Raw genomic sequence first — 12205 nt, 5'->3', positions numbered from 1 at the left:
GTGGCGCCCGGGGCCCGCGTCTGGCCGTCAGTTTGCGGGTCTGGACGGATCCGGCAAGAACGGGCACCGTCATTTTCACCAGATGGGACTGGGACGAACGTGTTCGGCCAGAACGGGTCGTTGGTCGTCGAGGGTGACGCGCGCTCGGCCCCCGAACCGGCTACAGGCCGAGAATCTCGTGGGCCTGCGCGGGTGTCGCGACCGGCCGTCCGAGTTCGTCGGCGACCCGGACGACCCGGTCGACGAGCTGCGCGTTGCTCGCCGCGAGTTCGCCGCGTTCGTAGTAGACGTTGTCCTCGAGGCCGACGCGGACGTGACCGCCGAGGAGGACTCCGAGCGTCGCGAGCGGCAACTGGTGGCGGCCGAACCCGAGCGTGTTGAACTGCGCACCGGCCGGGAGGTTCGACACGAGGTGCAGGAGGTTCCGGGGGCGCGGCCGCGTCAGCGTCCCCGGCCCGAAAATCAGCGTCGCGTAGACGGGGGCGGCGACGTCCCGGCGGTCGAGGAACTGGTGGACTTCGTTCAGGTGACCGTCGTTGAACACCTCCAGTTCGGGCTTGACGCCGCGCTCGCGCATCTCGTCGAACAGCGAGTCGACGAGCGCGCGCGTGTTCTCGCTGGTCAGGTGGCGGTAGCGGTTCAGCGGTCCCATGTCGAGGCTCGCCATCTCCGGCGGCGGGTCCGTTCGCAGCGGCTGGTGGCGGACGTCGTCCGGTGCGCCGGTTCCGCCGGTGGAGTGCTGGATGACGACGTCGTCCGCGCGCGCCCGAATCTCGTCGTCGATGGCCTGGAAGCGCTCGGTGGCGAACGAGCGCTCGCCGTTCGGCTTCCGGGCGTGGACGTGTACGACGGCGGCGCCCGCTTCCTCCGCGGCGGCGGCCGCGCGCCCGATCTCCTCGGGGGTCTCGGGCAGGTTCGGATTCGCTTCCTTTCCGTGCACGCCGCCCGTGAGCGCGGCCGTGACGACGACCGGGTCCCCTGCGAGGAACTCCTCGTACGTCACGACTCCTCGCCCTCCCCGTCCGGACCGCCGCCCGTCCTCTCCTGCGTCTCCGGCTGCGCGCCGTCCGCTCCGCCGTCCGCTGCCTCGTGCTCCAGGAAAACCTCGCAGTGCGCGGCGTGGTGGAGGTCGTAGCGGTCGTTGCAGACGTCCGCGCGCATCGGCTGGACGAACGACGCCGTGACGCCGCAGTACGCCCGCGGGGTGTCGAACGACTGGCCGTCGCCGTCCGTTCGGTACTCGAGGTGCGGGCAGGTCATGGCGGCCGTTCGCCCGCTGACGTGTTAACGATTCGCCAACCCCGGAGTCCCGTGGTGACACCCGCGTCACCCGGTGACGGTGCCGTCTACACAGGGTACACGTGTGCGGGCCGCGTACCCGACGGCATGCCCCCGACGACGCCGGGACTCCACCACGTCACGGCCATCGCCGGCGACCCGCAGGCCAACGCCGACTTCTACGTCGAGACGCTCGGCCTGCGGTTCGTCAAGCGCACCGTCAACCACGACGACACGAAGACCTACCACTTCTACTTCGGCGACTACGAGGGGTCTGCCGGCACGAACATCACGTTCTTCCCGTGGGGCGCGGACGGCCGGGACGGCGAGTTCGGTGCGGGCCAGACCCGCGACACCGCGTTCCTGATTCCGCCCGACGCCGTCGACTACTGGCTGGACCGCCTCGTCGACCACGGCGTCGACGTCACCGAGGCCGAGCGCTTCGGCGACCCAGTTCTGCGGTTCGAGGACCCGGACGGCATCGGCCTGGAGCTCGTCGCGAGCGACCACGCCACCGAATCCGACGCCGTCCCGTGGCCCGACGGCCCCGTGCCCGAGGCACACCAGCTCCGCGGGTTCCACAGCGTCACGCTCGCGGTCGGCGAGTTCGGCCCCACCGCGGGGGATTCTCACGGACGTCCTCGGGTACGAGCAGGTCGCCGAGGACGGCGACCGGCGCCGGTACCAGACGCCAGCGGGCGGCCCGCATTCCGTGCTCGACCTGGTGGCGACGGACGCCGACCGCGGCCGCATGGGCGTCGGTTCGATTCACCACGTCGCGTTCACGGCCGAGAGCGTCGCCGAGGAAGAGGCCTGGAAGGAGGCGTACGCAGACCACGGCCTGTCCGCCAGCGGCCCCATCGACCGCACGTACTTCCGGTCGCTGTACTGCCGCGAACCCGGCGGCGTGCTGTTCGAAATCGCGACCGACGGCCCCGGATTCACCGTCGACGAGGACCTCGCCGACCTCGGGTCGTCGCTGGCGCTCCCGGCGTGGCTCGAGGGCAAGCGGGCGGAGATCCGGGCCGCGCTCCCGGCGTTCGACCCGCCCCACGTCGACTCTAGTGCCGGGACCGGAGACGAATAGTAGCAGGCGCGTCATCACCTCACACATGAGCGATACGCACGCAGACCGCGTCGGCGACCCGTTCCGATTCGACTACGACCCGGCCGTCCTCCGCTACGGCCAGGGGACCGTCGCCGACCTCGACGCGGAACTCGCCGAGCACGGCGTCGACCGCGCGCTCGTCGTCTGCGGGTCCACCGTCGGCAGCACGCCCGCCGTCATCGACCCCGTCACGGACGGCCTCGGCGACGCGCTCGCGGGCGTCTTCGACGAGACCACGCCCGAGAAACGACTCTCGACGGCGCTCGACGCCCGGGCGGCGTACCGCGACAACGACGCGGACGCCATCGTCGCGCTCGGCGGCGGCAGCAGCATCGACGTCGCGAAAGCCGTCAGCGTGCTCGTCGCCGGCGACCACGACCCGGAGGCGGCCGGCCGCGACCTCGCGGACACCCACACGCTCCCGATTCCGGACGCCGACCTCCCGCCCATTTTCGCCGTCCCCACGACGCTGGCGGGTGCGGACCTCTCGAACGTCGCCGGTCTCTCCGCGCTCCCCGACTCCGGCCTGGTCGACCGGCCGACCAGCGGCGGCATCTCCGACCGCCGCCTGATGCCGGCGGCAGTCGTCTCGGACCCCGAACTCGTCGCGACGACGCCGCGGACCGTCCTCGTCGGGTCCGCGATGAACGGCTTCGACAAGGGCATCGAGACGCTGTACGCCGCCAACGCCACGCCCGTCACGGACGCGACGGCGCTCCGGGGGATCGGCCTCATGGCGGACGGCCTCCGCGGCCTGGGTCGCGGCGACGTCGACGTCGAGACGCTCGAACCCGTCCTCGAGGGCCTCCTGCTCGTCCAGTACGGCATCTCACGGCCCGGCGAAACCACGCTCTCCATCATCCACTCGTTCGGCCACGGCCTCACGCGGGGCTACGAGGTCCAGCAGGGGACCGCGCACGCAATCGTCGCACCCCACGTCCTCCGGTACCTCTTCGCCGAAGTCGACGGCCGCCGCGCGCTGCTCGCGGACGCCCTCGGCGTAGCGGACGCGTCCGACCCCGCCGAGGCTGTCGTCGACGCCGTCGCAGACGTCCGGGACGCGCTCGGCCTCCCCGACAGCCTCGCCGACGTCGCCGGCCCGGAACCCGGGGAGTTCTCCAGCGTCGCCAAGAGCGTCGTCAAGGACCCCTTCATGGCGAACGCGCCCGACGCCCTCGACCTCACGCCCGAGGACGTGGCGACAGTCCTGCAGGCCGCGTACTGAGACACGCACTCGCTCCGACAGCGACGACCTCGACGCCCGTCAGTCGCGCCCCGTCGACAGCGAGCGCCGACTTCAGTCAGGCGCGGCGACCCGCCGGCCGCCCCCGGATTTATGCGCACCGGACCGGTATCTTCCCGTATGCGAAGCTTCAGAATCGGGAGCGCGTTCGGCATCCCGATCAAGCTGGACGTCACGTTCCTGCTGATTCTGCCGGTGTTCGCCTACCTCATCGGGACGCAGGTCGACATCTGGATCGAGACGCTGAACGCGGCGCCGTTCGACGCCCGGCTCGACACCGCCGCCCTCACCGCTGGGAACATGCAGTGGTACCTGGGCATCGCCGCCGCCGTCGGCCTGTTCGTCGGCGTGGTCCTCCACGAACTCGGCCACTCCGTCGTCGCGATGCGCTTCGGGTTCCCCATCGACTCCATCACGCTGTGGATTCTCGGCGGCATCGCCGCGCTCTCCGACCAGCCCGAGGAGTGGAGCCAGGAACTGCTCATCGCCATTGCGGGCCCTATCGTCAGCATCGCCCTCGGCGTCCTCTCGCTGGGCGCCCTCTGGTATCTGCCCGAAGGCCTGGACTTCGCGCGGTTCGTCTTCGGCTACCTCGCGCTCATGAACTTCGCGCTCGCCGCGTTCAATCTGCTCCCCGGCTTCCCGATGGACGGCGGCCGCGTCCTCCGCGCGCTCCTCGCCCGCAAGCGGCCGTTCGCCCGCGCCACCCAGATCGCCGCGGAGGTCGGGAAGATGTTCGCGCTGCTGCTCGGCATCGTCGGAATCCTCGGGTTCAACCTCATCCTCATCGCCATCGCCTTCTTCATCTACATCGGCGCGTCCAGCGAAGCCCAGCGCACCGTCATGAACGCCGCGTTCCAGGACGTCAGCGTCACCGACGTCATGACGGACGACGTCCACACAATCGAGGCGACGGCGTCCATCGCCGACCTCATGGAACGCATGTTCGAGGAACGCCACACCGGCTACCCCGTCACCCGGAACGGCGACGTCGTCGGCATGGTCACGCTCGACGACGCCCGCGACGTCAAACCCGTCGAACGCGACGCGGTGCTCGTCGAGGACGTGATGAACCACGACGTGTACAGCGTCCACGAGTCCAACAACGCCATGGACGCCCTCGAAGCCATGCAGGAGGAGGGCGTCGGCCGCCTCGTCGTCTTCGACGACCACGACGAGATGGTCGGCCTCGTCTCCCGCACCGACATCATGACCGCGTTCAACATCATCCAGACCACCGGCATGGACGCCGAAGCCCGCTCCGCGCGCGCCAGCGGCGGATAGGCGCCGTTCGACCGCTTGTTCTTCGTTTGTTGGCTCAGGCCCGTCGCTCACTGAGACACGACTGTAGGTGTCGCTAGACACACTGCTGTCACTCGTTGTGTCGTTTTCAAAAATTCAGTCCAGGGGCGAGAATCGAACCGGAGTGAGACGGTCGCTCACTACGTTCGCGCTGCGTCTCACAGCTTCGATTCTCAACGACTGGACGTTACGCTCAGCACGGTGGTCGTCGCGAAAAGGTCCAGGGGCGAGAATCGAACCCGCGTCTCAGCCTCCACAAGGCTGAAGGATAGTCCACTACCCTACCCCGGACACTGCATCCAATCGTAGCGGACTGTCGTTCAAATACGTTACGAACCGCTCCGGTTCGGGGGCCGAGCCGGTCTATCTGAACGAGTATTCAGACCAAAATACCTAATTGAATGCTCGTACAAGTCGGTGCCATGCCCCAGGCAACCGACCGGCTGCGCCGCCATCTCGCCGACGAACTCGGGGAGTGCTGCGACGAGGACGTGCAGCGACGCCTCGAGGAACTCGACGCGCTCGCCGACGATGCCTTCGACGACGACGTCCACGGCGTCTTCGCCGTGCTCGGCGACGACACGCGGTATCGGCTCGCGCGCGTCCTCGCCGTCTCCGAGGACGACCGCTGCGTCTGCGAACTCGAGGCGCTGGTCGACGTCAGCGAGAGCGCGGTGAGCCACGCGCTCTCGGACCTCGTGGACGCCGGCCTCGCCACCCGCCGGAAGGACGGCAACTGGCGGTACTACGACGCCACCGACTTCGCGTCGACCCTGTTCGCGGCCGCCGACCGCGGTGGCACGGATGAGTGACTCGGCGGCGGCGACGGCCCACGACCACGGCCCGAACTGTGGCTGTGAGTCCTGCGGCGACCCGCGGTCGATGGACGTCCTCGACAAGTACCTCACCGTCTGGATCTTCGCCGCGATGGCCCTCGGCGTCGGTCTCGGGTACGTCGCGCCGTCCATCACGGCACCCATCCGGGAGTTCCACCTCGTCGAGATCGGGCTCATCCTGATGATGTATCCGCCGCTGGCGAAGGTCAACTACGGCCAGCTCCCGACCGTCTTCCGGAACGGGCGCGTGCTCGGGTTGAGCCTCGTGCAGAACTGGCTCATCGGGCCGACAGTGATGTTCGCGCTCGCGCTGACGTTCTTCAGCGGCCTCGTCCCGGGGCTGCCGGCGCGCCCCGAGTTCTATCTCGGCCTGGTGTTCATCGGGATGGCCCGCTGCATCGCGATGGTGCTCGTCTGGAACGAACTCGCCGACGGCTCCGCGGAGTACGCCGCGGGCCTGGTCGCGTTCAACAGCGTCTTCCAGATTCTCACCTACGGCGTCTACGTCTGGTTCTTCGCGCTCGTGCTGCCGCCGCTGCTCGGCCTGGACGCGCTCGTCGCCGGCATCTCGCAGTTCGGCATCACGCCGATGCAGGTGTTCGAAGCCATCGCGCTCTTCCTCGGCGTTCCGTTCGCCGCCGGCATCCTCTCGCGGTACGTCGGCACCCGGACGCGGGGCGTGGAGTGGTACGAGGAGTCGTTCGTCCCCACCGTCAGTCCGCTGACGCTGGTCGCGTTGCTGTTCACCGTCGTCGTGATGTTCGCGATGCAGGGCGAACGCATCGTCGGCCGGCCCTCCGACGTCCTGCTGATCGCGGTGCCGTTGACCATCTACTTCGTGGTGATGTTCTTCGTGAGCTTCGGGATGGGCCGCGGCATCGGCGCGGACTACTCGACGACCACCGCAATCGGGTTCACGGCCGCGTCGAACAACTTCGAGCTGGCTATCGCGGTCGCCGTCGCCGTGTTCGGCGTCGGCTCCGGCGTCGCGTTCGCGACGGTCGTCGGCCCGCTCATCGAAGTCCCGGTACTGCTCGCGCTCGTGAACGTCGCGCTGTCCCTCCAGCGTCGCTACGACTGGACCGGCTACACGACCGGGAGCCTCGGCGCTCCGCTCAGTGAGGACGACTGACCACTCATGACCACTGAAAAAGCCACTTCCGCCTTCGTCTGCGTCCAGAACGCCGTCGCACCGGCGGCGCGACGTGTTCTGGCCGCGCGCCGAGAGGTGGTCGCGTGACGACCACCCTCGCCTTCGTCTGCGTCCAGAACGCCGGCCGCTCCCAGATGGCGTACGCGTTCGCGGAACGCGAGCGCGCGGCCCGCGGTCTCGAATCCGAAATCGACCTCGTCACGGGCGGCACCGACCCCGCAGACCACGTCCACGACGAGGTCGTCGCCGCGATGGCGGATGCTGGATTCGACGTCGCCGACCGGACGCCCCGCGAGGCCACGTTCGAGGACGTCCGGGACGCCGACTACGTGCTCACCATGGGGTGTTCCGCCGAGGACGTCTGCCCCGCCGGCTGGGCGGGCGAGAACCGCGACTGGGCCCTCGACGACCCCGACGGCCGGCGCCCGGGGAGGTCGCGGCAATCCGCGACGACGTCGCAGCCCGCGTCAGCGCGCTGTACGACGAACTCGAGGCCGACCTCGACGGCTGAGTCGGCCCGGGACTCCGACGCCGCCGGGACGATACGCTTTTCCGCGATTGCCGCCTATCTCGGGGTGACTGTGGCCGTCACGGACAAAATCTACGTGAAGAACCACCGGCAGATCGCGTCCCAGATAGACACGCGCTTCCCGAAGAGCGCGTTCAGCGGCGCGACCCTCGACATCCTCTTCACGGGCGACCTCTCGGACCTCGACGAGACCACCCGGGACAAGGTCCTGGACTTCGCCGAGGACTTCCTCGACTGCGGCTGTGACTCCAACCCCTACTGCGGGCACCCCGAGCGGAAGTTCGTGCGGTACCTCCTCGACCTGCGCGCGCAGGGTCTGGACCCCGAGTCGATGGTGAACGTGATGACCGACGACTACATGGTGTACGCGTACCCCGGGGACCTCTACTCCTTCCTCGACGACGCCGTGCGCACCCTCGAAGCCGTCGAAGACCTCGCAGAGGTCGACGACCGGCCGGATGAGGCCGACCGCGCCAGCCGGAAGAAGCGCGAACTCACTCGGTAGCGCCGGCAGCGAACTCGCGGACTGCGTCGGGAACGTCCTCGGGCGCTAGCTGACGGGTGCCGGCGGCCGTTTCGACGTCCACGACGCCGTTCTCGCGGTACGTGTTCCCGACGACGACCTTCGCGGGGAGACCGAGCAGGTCGGCCTCCGCGAAGCGCTCGCCGACCGACAGGTCGTCGTACAGCAAGACGTCCTCGCGGCCGCAGGCCTCGTAGATGCGTTGTGCGACTGCCTGGACCCCGTCGTCCCCGATGGGGAGGACGGCGGCGCGGTAGGGCGCGACACAGCCCCAGTCGGTGACGGGCCACGCGCACTCGTCGCCGCCGTGCTGCTGGACGAGCGTCTGGAGCAGGCGGTCGATGCCGAGCCCGTAGCTCCCCATCAGGACCTCGCGTTCGGCGCCCGCCGCGTCGTCTATGGTGAGGTCCATCGCGGCGGAGTACCGCGTGCCGAGTTTGAAGACGTGCCCGACCTCGATGCCGTCGCTCGCTGCGAGCGTGCCGCCGCAGTCGGGGCACGGTCCGCCGGCGTCGTGGTCGTCGAAGCCGTCGTGCTCGTCGGTCACGCCGAACCGACAGTCGTCGGCCGTACAGCGAAGGAGGCGGTCGCTGCCGTCGGCGACGGGCGCGACGAACTCCTCTGAGGCCGAGCCGCCCATCACGCTGTTGTCCGCGCCGACGACGGCGACCTCGAGGCCGACGTCCGCGAACACCCGCTCGTAGGCCGCGCGCACGTCGCGGTACGTCCGGTCGAGGCTGGCGTCGTCGACGTGGAAGCTGTACGCGTCCTTCATCGTGAACTCCTTCGTGCGCACGAGGCCGTTGCGCGCGTGGTCGTCGCGGAACTTCGACGCCACCTGGTAGAGCAGGAGGGGGAGGTCGTCGTGGGAGCGGGCCCGGCCGTCGACGAGGTGCACCATCCCCTCCTCGTGGCTGGGCGCGAGACACATCGCCTGGCCGTCGCGGTTCTCCAGGGTGAACATCTCGCCCTCGAAACTCCCCCAGCGCCCGCTCTCCGCCCAGCGCTCGCGGTACTGGAGGCCGGGGAGGCGGACCGCCTGCCCGCCGACCGCGTCCATCGCTGCGCGAACCCGGGACGCGAGTTTCTCGCGGACGCGCTGGCCGGCGGGCGTGAACCCCCAGAGGCCGCTCCCGAACTCGCGTACCAGGCCGGCGCGCACCAGGAGTTTCGCGGCGTCGCTGCCCGCGCCGACGGTTTCCCGGCTGGTGGGCAGGAACGCCTCGCTACGCCGCACTCGAATCACCCCCGTTCGCGGCGCCGCCGCTGTCGGGAATCGCGTCTCCGGTCGCGGAGAACAGGCTATTCGTCGCTCGGAACGCGGCCACGGGCCGACTCCGACCCTCGATGGTTCGACGTCATCACGTCTCCCTGTCGCGTCTGGCGTGCCAAAAGGGTTTCCGCGGTGTGTGATTGAACCCCACCCTGTCGCTAACGTGTAACGAATCGGACAACGTTTTCCCGGTAGCCCGTCGACGAACAGACGATGGAGTTCGAGACGCTCTCGGTGATGGCGCTCGGAACGGCGTTCCTCACGACGGCCGCGTCCGTGAGCGCGTTCCTCGCGTCGCCGCAGAACTGGTGGGTGTCGGTGCTCCTCGGGGTCGCGACCGCGCTGCTGCTCGTGTTCGTCGCGCTGAAAGCGAGACAGCGGACGCCGACCGCCTGACCCGCGAGCCCCGACGGCCGCCGTCGCGTCAACCCAGCTGGTAGGGTTCGTCCTCGTCGTCGCCGTCCAGCTCCTCCAGCTGGATGACTTCCTCGACGTCCTCGTCGCTCTCGACCTGCTGGCGCAGGTGATTGATGTACTCCTTGTGCTCCTCGAGCTGGTCGCGGAGGTGTTTGGCCTCGAGTTCGAGGCGTTCGTGCTCGCGCACGAAGCTCTTGGACACCTCGACTTTCGGCGGGAACTCGTCGCCGTCCGCGTCCTCGGCGGCGTTCTCCGGGACGACTCGGACCCGGCCGTCGTGGGCGACCAGCGCGTCGACGTAGTCGCGGAACACCGCCGACAGCGAGAGGTCCTGCTCTTCGGCGATGTCGCGCAGCGCGTCGAACTTGTCCTCGTTCACGCGGAACGAGATTGTCTTGTTCTTGTTCCCCATCGATTACCCGCAGCTACGAGCACGAACCCTAATAAGGGTTCGTCAGACGCTCGCACGGGGCGAGCAAAGGGCGCCTGCAGCCCGCATCGCGCTTGGGCCTACGCGTCCGCCGGCGGCACTTCGTCGGACTCCGTGTCGAAGTCCTCGAGGGCGTCGAGGACCGCCCGGCGGTACGCGGAGACGTCCTCCCCGTACTCGGCTTTCGCGCGCTCGGCGTACTCGTTGCCCTCGTCGTCGAAGGCGTCGAGGCGTTCGAGCGTGCGCTCGGCCGTCTCGACCACCCAGCGGTCCCGGGTGGCTTCGTCGACCGTCGTGATGGATTCCGGTCGCAGGGAGACGTTCACGGACCCGTCGTCCGTCTCGAAGGTCCGCGGCTTCCCGACCACGGCGACGTACGTCGGCGTCTCGGCGTCGCGGAGCGCGGACGCGGCTTCCGGCTGGTACTGGCCCGCGTACACGAAGAACGTGTCCGTCGGGTCGACGACGCGGCCGCGCCAGTACTCGGAGTCCTCGCCGATGTCCTCCGTCTCGGTGAGCGTGCCGACGACGAACACGCGGTTCGCGCGCTCCCCGGTCGGCAACAGCGCGTACAGCGGCGCTCGCTCGTCGTCGGACTCCTTGAACGTGAACTCGGCGTCGTTGAACTCGTCGGCGAAGACGCGGCGCGCGACTTCGCGGGTGGGTGCGTTGCTCATTTCAGATCGACCTCGCTTTGATGAGGACGGCTTCCGGGTCGGGCGCGTCGTCCAGCTTCTCGGTGTCGTTCGCGAGCACGTACCGGCCGAACGTCGGCCCGGTCACCCGGTAGTAGCTCCCCAGCACCGTCTCGCGCATCTCGTCGGCGACGACGGTGGTGTCCAGCGCGTCTTTGGCCATCTGCTTGGCTTCCTCGAGGCCGATGCCGGTGAGGGCTTCGGTGGCGTCCTCGTCGAAGATGACCTCGTGGACGTCGCGGCCGTCGTCGAGCACGCCCTTGATGCGGAGGTCGAACTCGCCCTCCACTTCGCCGTGCTCCGAACAGCGGCCGTTCTGGAGGACGCGCGTGCAGTCCTCCTCGGGGCAGCGCTTGATGAGGCCGCTCCCGGACTGGATGTCCACGAGCGCGCCCTCGACTTCGTCCTCGTTGTCGCCGACGTCGAACTCCTCGTCGACCTCCTCGATGGACGTGGTCTTGTTGAGCTTCACGGAGTACCGGCCCTGGTACTCGTCGGTGACGACGTTCCCGAGGCGGTAGGTCTTGCCCTCCTCGAGGTTCGCGAGGTCGGATTTCGCCCACTTCGTGAACTTGATGGTGCCGGTCGGGTCGCCGAGCAGCCCGACCTGCCCGACGGAGTCCGAGCGCGGCTCCCAGAGTTCGACGACTTTCGCGGTGAGGTCCACCCACTGCTCGGGCTCGTCGACGTCCTCCACCTGGACGGTGTCGTTGCCGCGGCCGCCGAGTTCGTCCCGGTCGAGGCCGGCCTCGTCGAGGTAGTGGTTCTCGACGGAGCGCCGCGCCTCCGCGAGTGGCACTTTGTACTCAGTAACCAGTTTCTCTAGCCGTGCTTCTACGTCGTCGACGGTCGCGTCGACGTGCTCGGAGAACTCGTCGTGGATCTCCGCAGCGGTGTCTGAAAGGTCGCTCATGGTCGTATTCGTCTCCGCGTGTGTTTCGGTGGGAGACGCATCGACGTTGGTTCGCCACGGTATTTAAATTGTCGTAACCGGGGTGAAAGTGTTCTACGCGACGGCCGCAGCGAGCACGCTCCCGCCGAGCGCGACGAGGGCCACGCCGGATGCCGCCCGGAGCACGACGGCGTGGTCTTCGAGGAGTGCGCGCGCCCGGCCCGCGGTCGCACCGACGCCGCCGAGGTAGACTGCGGTGAGGGTCGCGTACGTCGCGCCGAGCACCGGGACCGTCGTGGGTCCATTGCCGTCGACGAACTGCGGGAGGAACGCCAGGAAGAACACCGCGACCTTCGGGTTCAGGACGTTCGTCACGAACCCTGCGGCGAACGGCCGCGAGACGTCGCCCTCGCTGCCGAGACTCCCGGTCCCCGCCAGCGTGCGGGCGCCGAGCCAGCAGAGGTAGGCGCCCCCGCAGAGTTTGAGTGCCGCGAACGCAACCGGGGACGTCGCGAGCAGCGCCGCG

At 69.0% G+C, this 12205-nt stretch carries 13 protein-coding genes, 1 tRNA gene and 2 pseudogenes; 8 read left to right on the top strand and 8 right to left on the bottom strand.

Translation table 11 applies throughout. From position 1 onward, the window contains the following. Positions 1–160 precede the first annotated feature (160 nt). Together GRX66_RS04775 and GRX66_RS04770 are read right to left on the bottom strand one after the other, a co-directional pair. Complete coding sequence (locus tag GRX66_RS04775) at positions 161–1003, bottom strand: BKACE family enzyme (RefSeq protein WP_325063959.1); 843 nt, start codon at positions 1001–1003, stop codon at positions 161–163. Then, a complete protein-coding gene (locus tag GRX66_RS04770) occupies positions 1000–1260 on the bottom strand; it encodes a hypothetical protein (protein WP_159525522.1) in 261 nt (86 codons plus the stop codon). Before GRX66_RS04770 ends, GRX66_RS04775 begins: the two co-directional genes overlap by 4 nt. A 126-nt stretch (positions 1261–1386) precedes the next feature. On the opposite strand from GRX66_RS04770, the pseudogene GRX66_RS20725 reads away from it, so the two are divergent. From GRX66_RS20725 to GRX66_RS04755, 3 genes and pseudogenes are all read left to right on the top strand, one after another. Then, positions 1387–2365 (top strand): annotated as a pseudogene (locus tag GRX66_RS20725) (ring-cleaving dioxygenase). A gap of 25 nt (positions 2366–2390) precedes the next feature. Continuing rightward, positions 2391–3611: an iron-containing alcohol dehydrogenase family protein gene (locus tag GRX66_RS04760; RefSeq protein ID WP_159525507.1), complete on the top strand. Its 1221-nt coding sequence runs from the start codon at positions 2391–2393 to the stop codon at positions 3609–3611. 138 nt (positions 3612–3749) lie between these two features. Beyond that, positions 3750–4913: a CBS domain-containing protein gene (locus GRX66_RS04755; protein WP_159525506.1), complete on the top strand. Its 1164-nt coding sequence runs from the start codon at positions 3750–3752 to the stop codon at positions 4911–4913. Between the two features lie 236 nt (positions 4914–5149). On the opposite strand, the gene GRX66_RS04750 is transcribed toward GRX66_RS04755, so the two are convergent. Continuing rightward, positions 5150–5222, bottom strand: a tRNA-His gene (locus GRX66_RS04750). A gap of 131 nt (positions 5223–5353) precedes the next feature. Here GRX66_RS04750 and GRX66_RS04745 point away from each other — a divergent pair. The 4 genes and pseudogenes from GRX66_RS04745 (at position 5354) to GRX66_RS04730 (ending at position 7954) form a co-directional block, all read left to right on the top strand. Continuing rightward, on the top strand, positions 5354–5743 hold the full coding sequence (locus tag GRX66_RS04745) for an ArsR/SmtB family transcription factor (protein ID WP_159525505.1): 390 nt from the start codon (positions 5354–5356) through the stop codon (positions 5741–5743). Further along, the gene (arsB, locus tag GRX66_RS04740) at positions 5736–6899 is read left to right on the top strand and encodes an ACR3 family arsenite efflux transporter (RefSeq protein WP_159525504.1); all 1164 of its coding nucleotides are present in this window, start codon (positions 5736–5738) and stop codon (positions 6897–6899) included. Before GRX66_RS04745 ends, arsB begins: the two co-directional genes overlap by 8 nt. Before the next feature lie 155 nt (positions 6900–7054). Continuing rightward, positions 7055–7431 (top strand): annotated as a pseudogene (locus tag GRX66_RS20720) (arsenate-mycothiol transferase ArsC). A gap of 70 nt (positions 7432–7501) precedes the next feature. Beyond that, positions 7502–7954, top strand: a complete 453-nt coding sequence (locus tag GRX66_RS04730) for a DUF5814 domain-containing protein (RefSeq protein ID WP_325063964.1) — start codon at positions 7502–7504, stop codon at positions 7952–7954. Here the strand turns inward: GRX66_RS04730 and GRX66_RS04725 are convergent. Next, the gene (locus tag GRX66_RS04725) at positions 7944–9209 is read right to left on the bottom strand and encodes an aminoacyl--tRNA ligase-related protein (protein WP_201292924.1); all 1266 of its coding nucleotides are present in this window, start codon (positions 9207–9209) and stop codon (positions 7944–7946) included. The genes GRX66_RS04730 and GRX66_RS04725 overlap by 11 nt on opposite strands. A 249-nt stretch (positions 9210–9458) precedes the next feature. On the opposite strand from GRX66_RS04725, the gene GRX66_RS04720 reads away from it, so the two are divergent. Beyond that, complete coding sequence (locus GRX66_RS04720) at positions 9459–9641, top strand: hypothetical protein (protein ID WP_159525503.1); 183 nt, start codon at positions 9459–9461, stop codon at positions 9639–9641. 28 nt (positions 9642–9669) lie between these two features. On the opposite strand, the gene GRX66_RS04715 is transcribed toward GRX66_RS04720, so the two are convergent. From GRX66_RS04715 to GRX66_RS04700, 4 genes are all read right to left on the bottom strand, one after another. After that, positions 9670–10074 carry a CopG family transcriptional regulator gene (locus GRX66_RS04715; protein WP_159525502.1) on the bottom strand — a complete coding sequence of 135 codons (405 nt, stop codon included), beginning with the start codon at positions 10072–10074 and terminating at the stop codon, positions 9670–9672. Positions 10075–10172: 98 nt separating this feature from the next. Further along, on the bottom strand, positions 10173–10769 hold the full coding sequence (locus GRX66_RS04710; protein ID WP_159525501.1) for an RPA family protein: 597 nt from the start codon (positions 10767–10769) through the stop codon (positions 10173–10175). Between the two features lies 1 nt (position 10770). Next, positions 10771–11700, bottom strand: coding sequence for a replication factor A (locus tag GRX66_RS04705; RefSeq protein ID WP_159525500.1), 930 nt, complete (start codon positions 11698–11700; stop codon positions 10771–10773). A gap of 93 nt (positions 11701–11793) precedes the next feature. Beyond that, positions 11794–12205 (bottom strand): LysE family translocator (locus GRX66_RS04700; protein WP_159525499.1); only part of this gene is annotated, 412 nt, incomplete at its 5' end.

The organism is Halobacterium bonnevillei (genome assembly GCF_009831555.1).
GTDB lineage: Archaea > Halobacteriota > Halobacteria > Halobacteriales > Halobacteriaceae > Halobacterium > Halobacterium bonnevillei.
The sequence above is the reverse complement of the archived record's forward strand: the minus strand, read 5'-3'. Positions and strand labels throughout refer to the sequence as shown.

Excerpts from the sequence above, each read along its gene's own strand:
- arsB (WP_159525504.1), top strand. The coding sequence starts at position 5,736 with ATGAGTGACTCGGCGGCGGCGACGGCCCACGACCACGGCCCGAACTGT.
- GRX66_RS04755 (WP_159525506.1), top strand. The coding sequence starts at position 3,750 with ATGCGAAGCTTCAGAATCGGGAGCGCGTTCGGCATCCCGATCAAGCTG.
- GRX66_RS04705 (WP_159525500.1), bottom strand. The coding sequence starts at position 11,700 with ATGAGCGACCTTTCAGACACCGCTGCGGAGATCCACGACGAGTTCTCC.
- GRX66_RS04760 (WP_159525507.1), top strand. The coding sequence starts at position 2,391 with ATGAGCGATACGCACGCAGACCGCGTCGGCGACCCGTTCCGATTCGAC.
- GRX66_RS04770 (WP_159525522.1), bottom strand. The coding sequence starts at position 1,260 with ATGACCTGCCCGCACCTCGAGTACCGAACGGACGGCGACGGCCAGTCG.
- GRX66_RS04715 (WP_159525502.1), bottom strand. The coding sequence starts at position 10,074 with ATGGGGAACAAGAACAAGACAATCTCGTTCCGCGTGAACGAGGACAAG.
- GRX66_RS04720 (WP_159525503.1), top strand. The coding sequence starts at position 9,459 with ATGGAGTTCGAGACGCTCTCGGTGATGGCGCTCGGAACGGCGTTCCTC.
- GRX66_RS04745 (WP_159525505.1), top strand. The coding sequence starts at position 5,354 with ATGCCCCAGGCAACCGACCGGCTGCGCCGCCATCTCGCCGACGAACTC.
- GRX66_RS04710 (WP_159525501.1), bottom strand. The coding sequence starts at position 10,769 with ATGAGCAACGCACCCACCCGCGAAGTCGCGCGCCGCGTCTTCGCCGAC.